The sequence below is a fragment of the Psychrobacter sp. GTC18467 genome, assembly GCF_055397455.1.
In genome coordinates, this window is sequence record NZ_AP038920.1 from 594364 (window position 1) to 613008 (window position 18645).

At 44.8% G+C, this 18645-nt stretch carries 16 protein-coding genes; 12 read left to right on the forward strand and 4 right to left on the reverse strand.

Going from position 1 to position 18645, the window contains the following annotated elements; translation table 11 throughout:
• Positions 1-5: 5 nt before the first annotated feature.
• Both lolD and ACZ5XY_RS02465 read right to left on the reverse strand, forming a co-directional pair.
• Positions 6-686 (reverse strand): lipoprotein-releasing ABC transporter ATP-binding protein LolD, encoded by a 681-nt coding sequence (gene lolD / locus ACZ5XY_RS02460; protein ID WP_464742641.1) that lies wholly within the window; start codon positions 684-686, stop codon positions 6-8.
• 46 nt (positions 687-732) lie between these two features.
• Entirely contained in the window at positions 733-1968 is a 1236-nt protein-coding gene (locus tag ACZ5XY_RS02465) for a lipoprotein-releasing ABC transporter permease subunit (RefSeq protein WP_464742643.1), read from the reverse strand.
• A gap of 341 nt (positions 1969-2309) precedes the next feature.
• Here ACZ5XY_RS02465 and ACZ5XY_RS02470 point away from each other — a divergent pair, with 341 nt between their 5' ends.
• On the forward strand, positions 2310-3278 hold the full coding sequence (locus ACZ5XY_RS02470) for a hypothetical protein (RefSeq protein ID WP_464742645.1): 969 nt from the start codon (positions 2310-2312) through the stop codon (positions 3276-3278).
• Between the two features lie 62 nt (positions 3279-3340).
• Here the strand turns inward: ACZ5XY_RS02470 and ACZ5XY_RS02475 are convergent, their stop codons facing one another.
• Positions 3341-3730, reverse strand: a complete 390-nt coding sequence (locus tag ACZ5XY_RS02475) for an SCP2 sterol-binding domain-containing protein (RefSeq protein ID WP_464742647.1) — start codon at positions 3728-3730, stop codon at positions 3341-3343.
• 957 nt (positions 3731-4687) lie between these two features.
• Here ACZ5XY_RS02475 and ccoN point away from each other — a divergent pair.
• The 6 genes from ccoN (at position 4688) to ACZ5XY_RS02505 (ending at position 10560) form a co-directional block, all read left to right on the forward strand.
• Entirely contained in the window at positions 4688-6169 is a 1482-nt protein-coding gene (ccoN, locus tag ACZ5XY_RS02480; RefSeq protein WP_464742649.1) for a cytochrome-c oxidase, cbb3-type subunit I, read from the forward strand.
• Between the two features lie 9 nt (positions 6170-6178).
• The gene (ccoO, locus tag ACZ5XY_RS02485; protein WP_464742651.1) at positions 6179-6817 is read left to right on the forward strand and encodes a cytochrome-c oxidase, cbb3-type subunit II; all 639 of its coding nucleotides are present in this window, start codon (positions 6179-6181) and stop codon (positions 6815-6817) included.
• Entirely contained in the window at positions 6817-6996 is a 180-nt protein-coding gene (locus ACZ5XY_RS02490; protein ID WP_464742653.1) for a cbb3-type cytochrome oxidase subunit 3, read from the forward strand. The genes ccoO and ACZ5XY_RS02490 overlap by 1 nt, the downstream gene beginning before the upstream one ends.
• Positions 6996-8144 (forward strand): cytochrome-c oxidase, cbb3-type subunit III, encoded by a 1149-nt coding sequence (gene ccoP, locus ACZ5XY_RS02495; RefSeq protein WP_464743713.1) that lies wholly within the window; start codon positions 6996-6998, stop codon positions 8142-8144. The genes ACZ5XY_RS02490 and ccoP overlap by 1 nt, the downstream gene beginning before the upstream one ends.
• 339 nt (positions 8145-8483) lie before the next feature.
• The gene (ccoG, locus tag ACZ5XY_RS02500) at positions 8484-9896 is read left to right on the forward strand and encodes a cytochrome c oxidase accessory protein CcoG (RefSeq protein WP_464742655.1); all 1413 of its coding nucleotides are present in this window, start codon (positions 8484-8486) and stop codon (positions 9894-9896) included.
• A gap of 73 nt (positions 9897-9969) precedes the next feature.
• A complete protein-coding gene (locus ACZ5XY_RS02505) occupies positions 9970-10560 on the forward strand; it encodes a FixH family protein (protein ID WP_464742657.1) in 591 nt (196 codons plus the stop codon).
• 87 nt (positions 10561-10647) lie between these two features.
• Here the strand turns inward: ACZ5XY_RS02505 and ttcA are convergent, their stop codons facing one another.
• Entirely contained in the window at positions 10648-11622 is a 975-nt protein-coding gene (gene ttcA, locus ACZ5XY_RS02510) for a tRNA 2-thiocytidine(32) synthetase TtcA (RefSeq protein WP_464743715.1), read from the reverse strand.
• Positions 11623-11875: 253 nt separating this feature from the next.
• On the opposite strand from ttcA, the gene queC reads away from it, so the two are divergent.
• The 5 genes from queC to rlmKL all read left to right on the forward strand — a co-directional run bounded on the left by queC (position 11876) and on the right by rlmKL (position 18551).
• Positions 11876-12640: a 7-cyano-7-deazaguanine synthase QueC gene (gene queC / locus ACZ5XY_RS02515; protein ID WP_464742659.1), complete on the forward strand. Its 765-nt coding sequence runs from the start codon at positions 11876-11878 to the stop codon at positions 12638-12640.
• A gap of 165 nt (positions 12641-12805) precedes the next feature.
• Entirely contained in the window at positions 12806-13135 is a 330-nt protein-coding gene (locus ACZ5XY_RS02520; protein WP_464742661.1) for a hypothetical protein, read from the forward strand.
• A 241-nt stretch (positions 13136-13376) separates the two neighbouring features.
• Positions 13377-14876: a dihydrolipoyl dehydrogenase gene (locus ACZ5XY_RS02525; protein ID WP_464742663.1), complete on the forward strand. Its 1500-nt coding sequence runs from the start codon at positions 13377-13379 to the stop codon at positions 14874-14876.
• 103 nt (positions 14877-14979) lie between these two features.
• Positions 14980-16155 (forward strand): mechanosensitive ion channel family protein, encoded by a 1176-nt coding sequence (locus ACZ5XY_RS02530; protein WP_464742665.1) that lies wholly within the window; start codon positions 14980-14982, stop codon positions 16153-16155.
• 116 nt (positions 16156-16271) lie between these two features.
• Positions 16272-18551: a bifunctional 23S rRNA (guanine(2069)-N(7))-methyltransferase RlmK/23S rRNA (guanine(2445)-N(2))-methyltransferase RlmL gene (gene rlmKL, locus ACZ5XY_RS02535; protein WP_464742667.1), complete on the forward strand. Its 2280-nt coding sequence runs from the start codon at positions 16272-16274 to the stop codon at positions 18549-18551.
• Positions 18552-18645 lie beyond the last annotated feature (94 nt).

Genomic DNA, 18645 nt, shown 5'->3' on the forward strand with positions numbered 1-18645 from the left:
AACCATTAGTAAGACTCCCAGTGACCATTTCTTAATAACAGCTGGCGGTCGGCAAGCTCGGCAAGACCTCTGTCATGAGTCACCATCAAAAGCGCAGTTTGCATGGTGCTTTGTAGCTCGGACAATAACCCAAATACGCTTTGAGCGTTGTCATAATCCAAGTTTCCGGTTGGCTCATCGGCTAAAATAAGCGACGGCTTGGTCACAAGGGCGCGCGCAATAGCAACACGCTGACGCTCACCACCCGACAGCTCGCCGGGTCTATGGTCAAGTCTATGACCAAGACCAACTTTTTCAAGCAAATCAATCGCCTGTTTACGGGCGCTATCCACGCTCACCTTTGGTCGCATCAGCAGCGGCATGGCAACGTTTTCAACGGCAGTAAACTCGGCCAATAAATGGTGAAACTGATAAATAAATCCCAAATACTGATTGCGCATCGCCCCGCGCTCAGTTTCGTTCATTTTATTTAAGCATTGACCGTGAAGCCAAACCTCACCGCTGGTTGGGGTATCAAGACCACCAAGCAAATGCAGCAAGGTGCTTTTTCCTGAACCACTCGTACCAACAATCGCGATGCGCTCGCCGGCGTTGACCGTTAAATCAAGACCGGTCAACACTTGGGTATGAACTTTGCCCTCATCATAGACTTTGCTGATATTGGTAGCCGTTAAAATGGCGCTCATAGCAACCTCTTTTTTTTAGATAATCTTATTAATTTCTAAGCCCAAATTACTCATAGCGCAGCGTTTGCGCCGGCTGAATTTTTGCGGCTCGGCGCGCCGGATAAATGGTTGCCAAAAAGCTTAAAACAAACGAGGCGGTGGTAATCAGCACCACATCAAGCGCGCGCAGTTGCGAGGGCAAATAGTTGATAAAATAGGCATCAAATAAATGCAGCCCAAAACTTTGGTTGATAAAGCCTAAAATATCACTGATGGTCAGGGCAAAAATCACCCCCAAAATCGTTCCGGCAACCGTTCCAATCACGCCAATGACCACGCCTTGAACCATAAATACTTGGGTAATCAGCTTTGGGGAGGCGCCAAAGGTTTTTAAAATGGCAATGTCCGCTTTTTTATCGGTTACCAGCATCACAAGGCTTGAAACGATATTAAACGCTGCCACCAAAATGATTAAAAATAGCAATAAGCCGACCATGGCTTTTTCCATTTGAATCGCGCCAAACAAATTGCCATGCGTTTGCGTCCAGTCACTCGGATAAAGCTGGTCGGGGGCAATTTGCGCCGCTTTTTGGGCGGCCATTGGTGCATTAAAAATATTATCAAGCTTCATGCGAATGCCTTGAGCGCCATCAGGAAGTCTGAGCAGTTTTGCCGCATCATTCATCGGGATAAATGCCATAAGGCTATCAACCTCGGGGCTGATACTAAACACGCCGGACAGTGTAAAACGTTTAAACCGTGGAATGACACCTGCAGGTGATGGTGATGCCTCAGGAAGCACCAGCGTGACTTTGTCGCCCACTTGCAGCCCTAATGAGCGCACCATCTCTTCACCCAAAACAATATTAAAATCGCCACCTTTGAGCGTATCAATACTGCCTTCGGTCATATGATTATTAATGATGGAAACGTCTTTTTCATATTTTGGGTCAACACCCGTCACCATAATTCCGGCAACTTGACCATTGGCTGTCAGCATCCCTTGCAATTGAATAAAGGGCGCAACGGCACTGACCTCAGGGTCTTTTTTAATTTCAGCCGCCAACCCTTGCCAGTCACTAATGACCTCGGTTGAAATGACCGTTGCTTGCGGCACCATTCCTAAAATCCGCGTTTTTAGTTCACGGTCAAAGCCATTCATCACCGACAAGACCGTGATAAGTACGGCAACCCCAAGGGTCAGCCCAATCATAGAAATCAGGGAAATAAAGGAAATAAAACGGTTACTGCGCTCGGCTCGAGTGTACCGCAATCCAATAAATAACGCTAAAGGACGAAACATAGTCAAACTCTTTTACCAATAACTGCCAATTGCCGCTGATTGAGCGGTGCAGCTTATTTTGACAGGCTTTTTATTGAGGGCGGCGCTTTTGATGGCGCATCGCCAAAATGGGGACAGTTTGACACAGTTTACGCGTTCTGTGCCAATCATTCGCAAAAACTTTTTGCACAAAAGCTGCACTTTGGTATTATTTTTGGCAGCAGACTTGCTATTATCAGTCGACATACCTATATAAGCTGAGTAAGATCGCAACATTTGGGATTTTTGACCACTATTTTATAGCCAACTTTGATGGCAGTTAACGTCAAACGTTTGGGCTGACTTAATTTTTGAGTGACTTCATGACCATCAATTACCAATATAAAAACGTGCAACCGCCTACTAAAGTGGCGCTAACCGATGACCAAACTGTAGGTCACGCTGATCATTGGCGGATTTTGACCGATGATATCAGCGAAGATGTCCCCAATTGGCTGTCGCAAATGATTGATCGCGCGGTTATGCCAAAAGGTCTTAATAACCAAGTCAGCGCTTATGATAACCGTTTACTCTTGTCTGAAAACGCCCCTTGCCATATCAATCAAGTCCTTGCCATGAAAGAGGGTAAGCCTGAGCGCTTTATTAATGCCTATCCTTGCATTAATGGAGCTTATGGCTTACATTGCCAAATTGAGCGCGTTATTGTCAATGACAACAGCCTTGATGCTGTGTTGCGTTTAAAATCTACAGACGGCAGCATCATTTATGCCTTTGATCAACTCTACACCGTCAACCGCCATCTTTATCAACAACAAGAAACTTACTTTGTTAATTTTAGCGCTTGGGTTCATGAAATCACCTTGAGCAACAAAGATGAAGTCATCGTTGTTGAAGACCAAGAAGCCATTCGCTATCATCGGGCATTTAATGATATCGTTGCGGCAAACGATGGCGTGATCCCTGAAGATATTCAAGACCAAATCAAAGCTTGGCAACCTGAAACCTCAGCGCAAATGGCGCCCGTTGAAATCAATCTAGGTCATATGTGCGCCTATTTATTTGGCGACACCTTAGGTCAAGAGGATGAAGCTTGGTGCCAAGGTCAGGTATTAGGCAAACAAGAAGCTAAATTTAATGATCAAAGCATTTTGCTGTTTGATGTGGTCATTTTAAGAGAAGCAAATGCCATGCCGTTTGTCGTTCGCATGGGCGCGGTTCACAACCAAGCCAATCAAGCCATTGAAGTCAACGATTATATTCAAGCCAATATTTGGCTCCAAGCAGCCATTTATAAAGAAAATCAAGAAACTGCCAAATCGCAAGCCAGCTAGTTTCAACTCAATAAAAAAGCGTCACAATATTTGGACGCTTTTTTATATTTAACTTCAAACGGTTACGCCATTTCGGTCATCGCATAAACTTGTTTAAACAGCTGCTTTTGTTCGCTGCTTGGTTTGGCGGTTTGAAGTGCCATCAATTGCGACATATCGCCTTCAACGCGGATTTTGCCACTCATAAATGCGCCCATGACTTCATTGACATCAAAGCCACTAATTAGGCTTTGTAGCGTATCTCGATCAAGGATTAAGGTGGTGGTGGCATTGTCGTTAAAACCTTTGTGCAAGTAGCCTTGACTGTAATTGGCCTCAACGTCGCCCTGATCATCGGTTACTTTTAAATTGATATTCATATCAGCAAGCGCCGGCGATAAGTTCAATTCGCCCGTGTCTTTAGCAATTTGCTCCGCTTTTGCAAACCATTCATCGGTTAAAAATACTGCCATTATTATGTCCTCATCAATGTTAACTATGGTTCAACCAACCCCCTAAATTTAGGCGTCAGCTGCTTATTATGACTGGGATTGCCGCTTAAAAATACCAAAAATCATGCGCTCTTGCCAAATTACAACAAACCTTAGGTACGTCTTGACTTCAAAGGTTTGGCGAGTTGTCTGGTAAATCCTTACTAATTGTATTGATATGTTACTTAAATTTGATATGATAGCAAGGCAATTTTAATTTTAAATCGAAACTGAAATTTTCCCTTAACATCAGGGATTGATAGGCGTATCATAAGTAATTATGAGAATTATGAAGCAGTTGGTTCAGATAGCCTTTTGATATTACATGACTTTTTAGCAACACCTTGATTGTCATATTAACTTAAAAGCCGCTTTTTTCTGCTCATAACCATTTTATTTTTGACTTTTATTGTTAAGCTTTTACCAAAATAATCGGTTCAGAGGCTTTATCTGCCGATCAGTTTTACTAAAATGACTTAATAAATAGTTTGTATTTTGGCGCATCCGTTTGATGATATTTCGTTAATATTGCGTTACAATACCTTAAACAGAGTCGGGAGTTTTAACTAAAAATTACGTAATTGTGTGACTGTCAGCCGCCGCTAGCATCCTTCTTCGATTGCTGAGCCCATCATCACTAAGAGGCATGTTAATCACTTATAGCATTAAGTTGTAAATGAATTGAGTTGGCGCATTTTCTTATCAAGCAAAGCCGTTTATGACTGTTCAATCCCCCAATTGGTCGATGCGTTTTTATAAAGCGCCCATGAGTTGACACTAAGACCAATATGTAAACAGACAGTTAAGCCGATATTTGCAAAGTTAAGTAAAATTGGACATTGGCATCTGGCGTGAACGAGATAAAAAAGTGGCACTTTGGCTTTTTTATCGAGCATTAGTTAATTCTATTGATAATTCGGGCTGTAAAGGAATCATCCAATGAGTTTACAAAACACAGCAGTCGCCCCTATTGACCGTGAGTACGAAATTACTATCGTAAGATTCTTTACGATTATGGCTGTCGTTTGGGGCATCGTCGGCATGAGCATTGGTGTGTTCATTGCGTCACAACTGGCTTGGCCAGCGCTTAACTTTGATATCCCGTGGCTGACGTTCAGCCGCTTAAGACCATTGCACACCAACGCGGTGATTTTCGCGTTTGGCGGTAGTGCATTATTTGCAACCTCTTACTACGTCGTTCAACGTACGTGTAAAACAAGACTATTCGCGCCTTATTTAGCTTGGTTCACCTTTTGGGGTTGGCAAGCAGTAATTGTGTCAGCGGTCATTACGCTACCTTTAGGTCTCACTTCAACCAAAGAATATGCTGAGCTTGAATGGCCAATCGATATTTTAATCGCTTTGGTTTGGATCTCTTACGGCGTTGTGTTTTTTGGCACGCTGATTAAACGTAAGACCTCGCACATTTATGTGGCAAACTGGTTTTTCGGCGCATTTATTATCACCATTGGTTTATTGCATATTGTTAACAGTATGGCAATCCCTGTCAGTGCGTTTAAATCGTACTCATTGTTTGGTGGAGCAACCGATGCGATGGTCCAGTGGTGGTATGGTCATAACGCGGTAGGCTTTTATTTAACTGCAGCCTTCCTTGGCATGATGTATTACTTCGTTCCGGTGCAAATTGGTCGTCCGATTTATTCTTATCGTTTGTCTATCGTCCACTTTTGGGCATTGATTGCCTCTTATATGTGGGCAGGCGGTCACCATTTGCACTATTCAGCGCTTCCTGACTGGACGCAGTCTTTGGCGATGGTGTTCTCAGTGATTCTATTTGCGCCATCTTGGGGCGGTATGATTAATGGGGTGTTAACGTTATCTGGAAGTTGGGACAAGCTTCGCACTGACCCGATCATTCGCTTTATGATTGTAGCCCTATCCTTCTACGCGATGTCAACGTTTGAAGGTCCTATGATGTCCATCAAAACGGTCAACGCTTTGTCGCATAACACTGACTGGACCGTAGGTCACGTTCACTCAGGCGCGCTGGGTTGGGTAGGTATGATTACCATCGGCTCGCTTTATGTGCTGCTGCCGCGTATTTATAACAAGCCTAAGATGTATTCTATCAGCTTGATTACTACTCACTTTTGGCTTGCAACTGCAGGGACTATCTTCTATATCGTCTCTATGTGGATTTCAGGAATTGGTCAAGGCATGATGTGGCTTGCCACTAACCCTGATGGTACTTTGGTTTATAGCTTTGTTGATACCGTTGAATTCTCCCATTTCCCATATATTGGTCGTGCATTTGGCGGTCTATTATATGTCTCAGGAATGGTAGTGATGGCTTATAACTGCTACAAAACCTTGCAAATGCCTGAAGGTAAACCTGTCGATGTCGCCGATCCTACTGACCATGAACCTAGTGTTGATGAGTCACAGACTGCTAAAGTGTAAGGAGCTATCATGGCTGGTATTCCACATGAATTGATTGAAAAAAATACGGGCTTGTTGGTCATCGGTATCGTGATTGCCATCAGCTTTGCCACACTGGTCGAAATCGTACCGCTTATTTATGATCAAAAAGCTCCTGAAGAAGGCGGTGTTAACACGCCGCTACCTTCGATGAAGCCTTGGACGGCACTTGAGTTTGAAGGTCGTGAGATTTATATTCGCGAGGGTTGTCACGTTTGTCATACCCAAATGGTGCGACCACTTCGTGCTGAGGTTGAGCGTTATGGACCTTATTCGCGCGCGGCTGAATCCACTTGGGATCACCCATTTTTATGGGGCTCAAAGCGTACCGGACCTGACCTTGCTCGCGTTGGTGGCAGATACTCTGAAGACTGGCAAAAGCAGCATTTAATTGACCCGCGCTCATTGGTTCCTGAATCTGTGATGCCAGGATTCCCATGGCTGGCTACCAATGAGGTAAACGGCGCCAACATTCAAACCAAAATGCGCTTGTTCCGCGATCGTTTTGGGGTTCCTTATACTGATGAAGATATCGAAGGTGCTCCAGATGCGGTTCAAGGCGCCACAGAGCTTGATGCTTTGGTTGCTTATTTGCAACAGCTTGGTACGGCAATGGAAGGGCAGCGATAATGAGCATTGGTGAATTACAAACGATTGCGACAGTTTCAGCTTTTATTGCCTTCGTAGGTGTCGCATGGTGGGCGTATTCGCCAAAAAACAAAAAACGCTTCGAAGAAGATGCACAACTTGCGCTTGACGATGAGGTAGAGCCTACCTCATCGGATGAGACGCGCAATAAGGATAAATGATGACATTTTTTTGGAGTTCTTGGATTACCGTATTAAGTATTGGGTGCTGGTGTTTCATTCTTGGGGTCTTATTATTTGTACTAAAATACAAACCCACAGTAGAAGAAGACGGAACGACTGGTCACAGCTATGATGGTATTCAAGAATACGACAAGCCGCTGCCTAAATGGTGGTTGGTAATATTCTTTGGGTCAATTATTTGGGGCGCGCTGTATTGGGTGTTTTTCCCTGCAATTTTCCCCTCGCATTGGAAGGGTATTTCAACCGTTGAGGTTGATGGTGAGACCGTTCCTTGGACATCGCGAAACGAGTTGTTTAGTGACCTTGAGAGCAACAACAAAGTCTTTACTGATAACTTTGAAAAAAATATTTTGGCAAAGGCAGGCGCCAGTGGGGCAACGGGAACGCTAAAATCTTTGGCAGAAATGCAAGAGACTTTGCGTAAAAGTGAAACGCCACCAGCAGACCTGCAATCAAACATTGATACTAAAATCAATGAGCTTGGACCTTATGTAGAAAAGCTTGCCAATGATCCGAACGCGCTGAAAGTCGGTAGCCGCTTATTTTTGCAAAACTGTGCCGTTTGTCATGGTTCAAACGCCAAAGGTGCAACTGGCTATCCTAACCTTACCGATAATGATTGGTTATATGGCGGTGAAGCTGAAAATATTTTAACCACGCTTCATAAAGGTCGCGTTGGTGGCATGCCCGCTTGGCGTGATCAGTTGGGTGAAGACGGCGTTCGAGCGGCTTCTGAATACGTGTTGTCGTTATCATCAAATCACGGCAGCAAAGCCAATCTGCCGCTTGATAAGACGCTTGTGACTCAAGGTGAAGCAATTTTCAAACAGCAGTGCTCTATTTGTCACGGTCCAGATGGCAAAGGTATGACCGCAACCGGCGCGCCAAACTTAACCGATAACATTTGGTTGTATGGCGGTGATCGCGAAACTGTACGCGAGACCCTTCGTTATGGTCGAGCTGGGGTGATGCCTGAATGGGAAAGCAAACTTGGTAATGAGCGTATCATGCTTCTTGCAGCTTACATCTATTCTTTATCAAAGGATGCTAAAGATGACCAAGCAAAAGTTCCTGCCAGTGCTACAGCACCAAAAGCTGCCAAACCTGCAGCCGCTAAAGAAAGTTAATATTGTTTAGTTGATTCACAAAGGAGCTTAACATAAGCTCCTTTTTTGATGCGTCTTACTACTGATTGAGATAAGACCGCGGCTAAATTTACGAGCAAGCCAATATTGTTATGATATATCCGCCTAAGATTATTGTTTTTTTGAAGATTCACCCCATTTACATCTTAAGTAATGCTAAACTATATAGCCAATAAGTACCGCTTAAAATAACCGTTCATTGAGAGGATCATCACTCCTCTCAACTGACATTGATAACATCGTAACGCCAGAAGATTTCGTTTTACCGCTCTTTGTTACCCATGCCAGCAAACTGATTCTTTTTTTTAAAGAGGCAAGTTTATGTCAGCACCACAACCCAATAGAATTCCTGTTCGCGAGGTCGATTTAAACGCCAATAAACAGCGCGTCCACCCCCGATTTATTAAAGGTTTTTATCAAAACATCCGCGTCATTACCATGTACGCCCTACTGGCATTATTTTTGATTTTGCCGTGGCTGCGCTTTAATGGTCGGCAAGCCATTTGGTTTGATGTCCCCTCGCAGCATTATTATATTTTTGGGATTACTTTTTTAACCCAAGATTTTTATTTTATCGCTGTTTTTGCCATTATCGCCGCATTCTTGCTGTTCGTGGTGACTGTTTATGCAGGTCGCGTTTGGTGCGGCTATGCCTGTCCGCAAACCATTTGGACACATATGTATCAATATGTGGAAAAGTTGGTGATTGGCGACCGTAACAAGCGCATTAAGTTCGATAAAGAGCCAATGACTGCTAAAAAAGCCTTTAAGCGACTTTTGATTTATTTTATTTGGTTTGTGCTGTCGGTGATTACGGCAGCAACCTTTGTCAGCTACGTTGCCGGAACGGACTTTTTATACCACAGTTGGCAGATGATTGGTGGGGTTATTCCCTTCCCTGATTGGCCGGTTTGGGTTTGGGTATCGATGTTCATTTTTACCTTTTCCACCTACGCCAATGCCGGTTATATGCGTGAGCAGATGTGTATTCAGATTTGCCCATATGGTCGTTTCCAAAGTGTGATGTTTGATAAAGATACGTTGGTGGTCTCTTATGATTATGAGCGTGGTGAGCCGCGAGGCGCTCGCAAAAAAGGCACGCATCCGGACAATTTAGGCGACTGCGTTGAATGTACCATGTGTGTTCAGGTGTGCCCAACAGGGATTGATATTCGTGATGGTTTGCAGGTTGCTTGTATTCAGTGCGCCGCTTGTGTCGATGCTTGTAACGATATCATGGATAAAGTCGGCTATCCGCGCGGGTTGATTCGTTATACCACTGAGCGGCAATTGGTTGAAAAAGAGCCAAGTAAGCTTTTGCGACCAAGATTGTTTGCCTATTTAGCGTTGTTATCTATCTTAGTTGGCGGCATGGTTTATGCGTTGACGGGTCGCGTGCCACTTGAAATTGACATTCGCCGTGACCGCAACCAGTTGTCATCGACCAACGCTCAAGGTATGATTGAAAACAGTTATATTGTTAAGCTCACCAACAAAACCCAAGAGCCACACACCTATAAGCTCGCTCTTGAGCCGCAAGATGGTTTAAGCTTGCAGTTGCGCTTTAACGATGTGCCGCTTGAGGCGGGTGAAAGCTATGACATGCCGGTGAGTATTTACGGCGACCCTGACGTTATCGATGAGGGTCAAACGCCAGTTACCTTGACGGTCACCAGTGAAGATGGCAAATACAAAGTCAGCAAACAAAACATCTTTACCACTCAAGGTCAATAATTTTGCAAGTCAGCGCTTAGGATAAAAGCTGTCCTAAGCGTCTTTTAGACATCGGTCAAATGATAGGTAGATTATGGCAACGCAACTTCAATCCCCGAACTTTAAGCACCAAGACTCTCAGCCGTGGTATAAAAACTACATGGTACTGATTTTTGTAATTGGTATGCCGCTATTTGTGGTGGTGGCGTGTCTTTGGTTTGTCTATTATTCCTATCAGATTCGCGACAGCGTGGTTCGCGATGACTGGTATATGGACGGCAAGACGCTGTATCACGACGTCTCACGCGACAAGCTGATGTATGAGCTGGACCTGCGCGGCGATTTACAATTTGCGCCCAATGGCGATGTGGTGTTTTATTTAAACTATCCTGAGCAAAGTCTGCAATCAGGAAAGCTACTCAATGGCGACCCGCTCACCTACCCTGATGAGCTTGAATTGTCCATCTCACACGCCACTGACATTAAAAAAGACCGCGACGCCATTTTAAAACATGAAAGCGGCAATAAATACAGCGCTCATGTCGATTTGGACTCGGTGAAAGGCAAATACTACTTGCAAGTCAGCTACGATGGTAAAGACGATTGGCGGATGCAAGACGTTGCCAAATTGCCACGCTCGGAAGTTGTTTTTAGCCCCCTTCCGGTTTTTGCCAAAACGTCGTAATGCTGATTTAAAATAAAGAAAAGTTAAAACAAATAAAAAGCCAGTCAATGAAACTGGCTTTTTTTATGGTAACCCTAAAGCTGGGCTTTAAATTGCCGGATTTACCGTTGGGATTTTTTCAGCAAATTTGGGATTAAAGGTTTGTGATTTTGGCGCGGTGGGAAGCCCGATATCAGCTAAGCTTGCAAGCTGACCGGCTTGAATATTCTCCCCTTCAAACAAGCGCTCGTTGTCATCACGCTCAAGGCTTAGGTTTTCAAAGTCAAAAAACTCACGGTCGGCAAGCTGTGATGGCGCCACGTTTTGCAGCGCTTTAAAAATAGACGCCAAGCGCTGCGGATGCGCGTTGTCCCAGTCTTTGAGCATGTCATTAATAATGGCGCGTTGTAGGTTTTTTTGGCTGCCGCAAAGGTTACAAGGAATAATTGGGAAATTTTTATAGCGCGCGTATTTGATGATGTCTTTTTCTTCGACATACGCCAGTGGTCGGATTAAAATATTTTGCTTATCATCGCTTAGCAGCTTAGGCGGCATGGCTTTGAGCGCCCCGCCGTGAAAGAGGTTCAAAAAAAACGTCGCCAAAATATCATCGCGGTGATGACCAAGCGCTACCTTGGTTGCGCCAATTTGCTTAGCAAAGCCATAAAGCGAGCCACGGCGCAATCGCGAACACGCTGAGCAGTACGTTTTGCCTTCAGGGACAACGCTTTTCACAATGCTGTAAGTGTCTTTTTCCAAAATATAATGGGCAATGCCTTGTTCGTTGAGATAGTTTGGCAGCACCTCTTCTGGAAAGTTTGGCTGTTTTTGGTCAAGGTTCACCGCAACAATGTCAAAGCTAATCGGGGCAATGCGTTTGAGCAGCAGCAAAATATCAAGCAAGGTAAAACTGTCCTTGCCACCTGAAATGCAAACCATGACCACATCGCCATCTTCAATCATATTGAAGTCGCGAATTGCCCAAGACACTTGCTTGCGTAGCTTTTTTTGCAATTTTTTAAAGCGCACTGAGTCGGGGTCAGCGGCTGCCATGGCGGCTAAGTCTTGAGCATCGTCATCCATATCAAAGCTTGCGTTGTCGCTTAGGTTCGCGTCATCGGCTTCATTAAAATTTTGGCTTGGATTAAATAAGGTCGCAGCGCTCATAGCAGTCTCAACATTGGCAATCATAAAAGCTGCTGATTATAACAAATTTTGCTAAGGGGTTGAAAACATGCTGATATTATTTGCGCAAATTTGCGGCGCAGAGTTTTGTCTTGAGGGCAAGTTTGTTAAGATAAGCGTTTTTAATCCCTCTTAAAAAGTGATGACCACCATGACTGATACCGCCCAAACTTTGACCCCACAGACCCATCAAGACGACAGCGCCAACCAGAATGCCGTTGTGCTCTTGTCAGGCGGTCTTGATTCGGTGACCTGTTTGTATTGGGCGCGGCAAAAGTTCAATCAGGTGACCGCCATCAGCTTTGATTACGGTCAGCGCCACAACAGCGAGCTTGAAGCGGCAAAAGCGATTGCTCTTGACGCCGGCGTTTCGCATCGGGTGATTAATATTGATATTGCTCAGCTTGGCGGCTCATCACTCACCGACCACAGCATGACTATCCCCGATGGTGATGCCAATAAATTTGCCAGTCACGCCGCTGATAGCAGTGATGACAACGACGCGATTCCAAACACCTACGTTCCTGCCCGAAACACCATCTTCTTATCGTATGCCTTAGCCGTTGCTGAAGTCACCAATGCCAACCATATCGTCATTGGGGTAAGCTCGATTGACTATTCAGGGTATCCGGACTGCCGACCTGAATTTATTGCCGCGTTTGAGCGCCTAGCCAACCTTGCCACCAAAGCGGGTGTGACCGGTCAGCATTTATTTGTACAAACGCCGCTGCAAAACTTGTCCAAAGCGCAAACTATCGAGCTTGGGCTCAGTCTTGGCGTGGATTATGGCAAAACCATTTCGTGCTATCAGGCGGACAATGACGGTCTTGCTTGCGGTAGTTGCGACAGCTGCGCGCTGCGCCGTCAAGGATTTTTAGATGCTGGCGTTACTGACCCGACCCGCTATCAGAACTAGGCAATTTTAGATTGTTTTCACAATTGCGTAACATTCACTTTCATCATTACAGCAGCTCAGCAGTGTTAAATTTAACAAATCCTTGCTATGGTGAGAGCGTTTTTATGGTTAATAACGGTATTGAAGCTATTTTTTCTCATTCATGCCGTTCACGAGAGGAACTCTATGAAGCTGTTGCAACTCCTACCTTTAGCCGCTATTGGCTTTTTGGCTATCCCCCAAGCAAATGCCTTGGATATCAAGCAAAACAACATCAACCAATGTGTTGAAGGCGCGGTAAAGTACAAAGTAGCTGACAAAGCCACCGCCAGTAAGCTTTGTAGCTGCACCATCAATGTTCGCAGTAAAATGACCATCGGTCAGATGTGGGAAATTGAAAGCTACGCCCAAAGCAAAAAAGACCCCTCAACCCTACCTTATGTTAAAAAAATGCAAAGCGACTTGCAGCAGTGCACCAAAGGTCTTGATTTGAAGCCACCACAAAAGCCATCTTAAACCATTAATGCAAAGCTAAATTTTGAAGATTATAAAAGGTTGACTTAGGTCAGCCTTTTTTGATGCTTGCTTGTTATCACCTGCAATAACCACCACGCTCACAGATTTGCAACAGCTTACTGCCCTGACTAAGCTGATTTTTGCAAAAATTGCTTGTAAGATAACTTATGATTTATAAAAATCTCTTGACTTAATTTGTTTCATTTAATCGCTATTTCACCTAAAAATCATTGAGAATATTATGAACCAAAATAATAATTTATCAGCTAACCTTACCCCTCAACAACGCGCTAAGCATAAAAATAATAACCTCTCTCGCCACGTTGCCGTTGCCATCATCGGCGCAGGAACTTCCGGTCAAAATGCCTTTCGCCAAGCAAAAAAAACCACTGAAAACATCGTCATTATCAATCATGGCTTTTGGACGACCACCTGTGCAACCGTTGGCTGTATGCCAAGTAAGCTTTTGCTTGCGGCAGCTGAGCGCGCTTTTGATGCCAAAAACTCTGCCGACTTTGGCGTAAGCGGCGACATTAACATCGATGGCAAACAAGTCATGAAGCGCGTTCACAAACTTCGTGATGACTTTACCGGCAGCGTTCAACAGCAAGTAGCAAGCTGGGATGACGATAAAAAAATATCCGGAAAAGCGACAATTAATAAAGATGGTCTTATCGAGGTTAATGATGAAGTGATTAAAGCCGATAAAATCATCATTGCCACCGGAAGCTCGCCGTTTGTTCCTGAGGATTGGGGAGAAAAGTTAAAAGATAAACTTTTGACTTCTGATTCGGTATTTGGCTTGACCGATTTGCCCAACTCCTTAGCCGTCATTGGCGCAGGAGCGGTGGGGCTTGAGCTGGCGCAAGCGTTTTCACAGCTTGGCGTTGCGGTCACTTTATTTAACCGAACGCGAACCGTTGGCGGTCTTGGTGATGACAAAATCAATGAGCAAGCCATCGACTGCTTAGCAAAAGACTTGACCATGAAGCTTCATAGTGAAATTAAAGACGTTGGCGTCCGTGATGATGCCGCTTTTATCCGCTATAAAGACAGCAATGGCAAGACGCAAGACTGGCAAGGTGATTTTGTATTGGTGGCGACCGGTCGGCGCAACCATATCAAAGCGCTTGGCATTGAGAATTTGGGGGTAGAGCTTGATGACAAAGAGCGCCCAAAACACCTCAACATCAACACAGGTCAAATCGATGGTTTGGAAGTTTACGTGATTGGCGATGCCAACGCCCATTTACCGCTGCTGCATGTTGCAAGCGATGAGGGCTTTAGCGCCGGAAGCGAGGTTTGCCAAAACAACTCCGGCGCTTATATCCGCCCGCCTGCCCTGCCGATTTCTATTGTGTTCACTTCACCGCAAATTGCAACTGTTGGTCAGTCATTGCAAGACATTAAAGACCATAATTTAGACTTCGTTATCGGCAAGGTTGACTTTGCCAAACAAGGTCGCAGCCGAATTATGGGCGTCAATTGCGGTCTTTTGCACATTTATGCTTGTAAAGCAACCGATAAAATCTTGGGCGCAAGTATGGCAGCACCGGACGCGGAGTATTTAGCGCATATTTTAGCCATTGCCATTACCAACCAATTAAGCGTCAAGCAGCTTCTTGATGCGCCGTTTTATCATCCGACCATTTTAGAAGGCTTGCGAACGGCGCTTCGCGATATTCAATCGCAAATGAACATTCCGCATCAAGTCGAGGGCAGCGAGGATACGGGATTTTAAGCAAAGCGCTAATTAAGCTTAGGGCTCAGCGCGGATTTTGATGCTAAACTAGCCGCTCAATCTCTCAGGTTTTTTATTGTTTATAAAAGGTCACCAAATTATCATGGCCATTGCCGGTATCGCTGAATTTTTTCATGAAATTGGTCGCGATTTGTACACCAGTTTATATCTTGCCATTGGCGGCTCGCTTGAGGAAGATTCACGCGACTGGACATCACGGGCGGTTGAGCTTGCCAGCACCGCCATTAAAATCTTGATTTTGCTTGCGATATTGGGCGCGGTTTACTGGCTTGCCATTTATGTCTTGAAAAAAAACAAAGCCCGAATTCGCTTAAATGCGCGCCGATTGGCGATTATTCACTCCTGCCTGCGCTACATTTGGATTGTTGCAAGCTTGATTGCCATCATGAGCCAAATAAATATTGAACCAAGCACCGTTAAAGCCACGGCAAAAGCAAGCATTTGGGCAGGACTTTATTACGTGCTTTGGACGTCCTCGGGGCACATTATTCACAAAATTTTGCAGCACTACGGCATTAGCGCCTCCATTGAACAGCTGCTAAATAACATTTTATCGGTGCTGATTTTAATTTTGGGCGCGGCTAGTGTGTTGGCGCAATTTGGCTTTGATATTGTGTCACTGGTTGCCGGTCTTGGGATTGTCGGCTTGGCAGTTGGTTTTGCCGCGCAATCCACCCTTGCCAACTTTATCGCCGGCATCACCATTTTACTTGAGCAGTCGTTTCAGGTAGGCGATTGGATTAGCCTGAACGACAACGAAGGTCGGGTGGTGCTGATTTCCCTGCGAACGACGCATATTTTGACCCGCGATAATGTCACCGTGATTATCCCAAACGCAACCGTGGCATCTTCTGAGGTGATTAATTTAACTTCCAAAAACTTTGTGCGCTTTGATATTAAAGTCCGAATTGCCCTTGAAGATGACATTGCAGAGGCGCGAAAGGTCATTTTACAAGTCTTAACCGATGCTGATGTGGTGCTCACGCGACCTGAATCCTCGGCAACGGTGTCGGAAATTGGCGATTTTGGGGTGTTTTTTATCGTCAGATTTTGGGTGAAGCCAGCATCTGTTGCGAGAATTCCTAAAATCAAAGAAGACTTATATGAAAAAATTAAGGTCGCCTTTGATAACGCTAATATTTCAACGCCTTATCCGCACATGCGCCTGTTGATGCCAAAAGATGTGGATTACCCCATTGCCACCAAGCCATTTGCCACCACCGTTCAAGCTGCCGAGCCAAACGACAGCAAATCTTAAGTCTAAATTTTAAAGCATCTTAAACCGCGAATTATTAAAAGCAAAAGCGCTCAGACTATGGCAAGTAAGTTATGCTAAAATGACGGGTTTATAGTTTTCACCTTTATTGGTCAGGAATGTGTATGACAAGTCCCGCTCGCCCTTTGCAATCATTTATCATCACTTGCGCCGACGGTCTTGAGCTACCGCTTCAAACGGAGCTGACAAGCTTTGGTATCACCAGTGAGATTAAAAGCACTGGCCGGCTATCGGTTGATGGCAATATCAAGGATTTGTACACCATTTGCCTGTGGTCGCGGGTGGCGTCACGTGTTTTATTGCCCATTAAGCGCAAAAACATCAACACCGATTATGACGTGGCTGAGCAGCTTTACGGTTTGGCAAAATCGGTTGATTGGTGCGAGCAATTTGGCGTTGAGGACACCTTTGCCATTCGCTTGTCGGTTGACAAACGCGTGGCGGTCAATCAGCAATTTGCCATGCTGCGGATTAAAGATGCCATTGCCGACGCCTTTAACGAAAAATTTGGCGCGCGACCAAGCGTTGACAGCCGTCAGCCGGATTTTGCGATTTTTGCAACGGTCAATGACAAGCAAGCTGAATTGTACCTTGATTTGTCCGGAACGAGCCTTCATCGCCGAGGCTACCGCGTGGCAATGACCGAGGCGCCATTAAAAGAAAACCTTGCTGCTGCCCTACTTTACACTTCAGGTTGGCACGAAAAAGACCAAAAAGCAAATCAAAGCCAAGCTAAGCTTGATGCGCTTATCGACCCCATGTGCGGCTCAGGAACGTTTATTATCGAAGCGCTGTTGATGCACTGTGATTATCCGGTGGGCATTGACAAAGCAGCTCGGCAATTTGGCTTTTATCACTGGCGACATCATGACGAGGCGCTTTGGCAATCGATGATTGAGACCGCACAATCGCGATTTGAAACCGCGCTTTCACAAGCAGTAAATAACCCTGAAACACTACCATTTATCGTAGCGTTTGATGCCGATATTGGCGCGGTGATTGCCACTCAAAAAAACCTCATTGCCGCAGGACTTCAAGAGTTATTGCCGCATTTAACCATTGAGCAGCGACCGTTAAGCCAATTGCAAGGTAAATTAAAAAGGTTTATTACTGACAATAAATTTAGCCGACCGCTGATTATCACCAACCCACCTTATGGTGAGCGTTTGGGAACAGAAGACAGCATCCGACCGCTGTATCAAGGTTTGGGGCTGATGCTGCAAGACAGCTTTATTGGCTCGCCCATCACACCGATGCTTGGGATTTTGGCAGCAAAGGTTGAGCAAGCGGACGTATTGCCCATTATTGAGCCGCAAACGCTGCGTTGTCATAACGGCGCGATTACCGTTTATTTCCGCTTTGGCAAGCTTAATAAATCCAAAGCTGATAACTTAATCACTCGTTTTGAAAAGCGTGACATTCAAAGTGAGGAAGCGCAAGATTTTATCAACCGCTTACAAAAAAATCTTGGCAAATTAAAAAAACAAGCTCAAAAAGAAGGTGTGACCAGTCTTCGGGTTTACGATGCTGATTTGCCAGATTTTAAAGTCGCCATTGACGTTTATGGCGATTATGTTCACGTTCAAGAATACGCGCCGCCAAAAAGCATCCCTGTGGAAACCGCCAAAAAACGCTTTAACTTGGCGCTTTTAGGTATCCGAGAAGTTCTTGAGGTCAACCGCGAGCAAGTATTTATCAAAACTCGCGCTCGCCAATCAGGAAATGAGCAATACCGCAAGCAAAACACCACTGACAAACGCGGCAAATTTTATATTGTCAAAGAAGACGGCGCTTATTTTTACGTCAATTTTACCGACTATTTAGACACCGGATTGTTCCTTGACCACCGCAATATGCGGTCGCGCGTCAAAGCAGCCAGCAATAACAAATCGGTGCTTAATTTATTTGCCTATACTTGTACCGCAAGTGTTCACGCGGCTATGGGCGGCGCAAAAAAAGTTACCAGTGTAGATTTGTCACAAAACTATCTCGATTGGGGCAAGCAAAACTTTGCCCTTAATGGTTTAGACGTGATGGGGAGCAAATTTAGCTTTGTTGCTGCCGACATTTTTGAGTGGATTAAAAGCAATACTGAGCAATTTGACGTCATTTTTATTGACCCGCCAACGTTTTCCAATTCCAAAAAGTTTCAAGGAACGTTTGACGTTCAGCGCGACCATGCGGCATTGATTAACCGCGCGATGAACCGCTTATCAGCAGGCGGCGTGTTGTATTTTTCCAATAACTTTACCCGATTTGAATTGGATGAAAATCTGCGCGAGCGCTATGAGGTCGTTGATATTACGCCGCAGACCATTGGCTTTGACTTTAATCCCAAAAAGCCGATTCATCAAAGCTTTGAGATTCGCCATCGCTGATTTCAAATCGTTTGATGGACTGCTAAACTTTGTTTGGTTAACTATTTGAAAATGGCGCAATCGGCTTTGATTACGCCATTTTTTGTTGCTATGA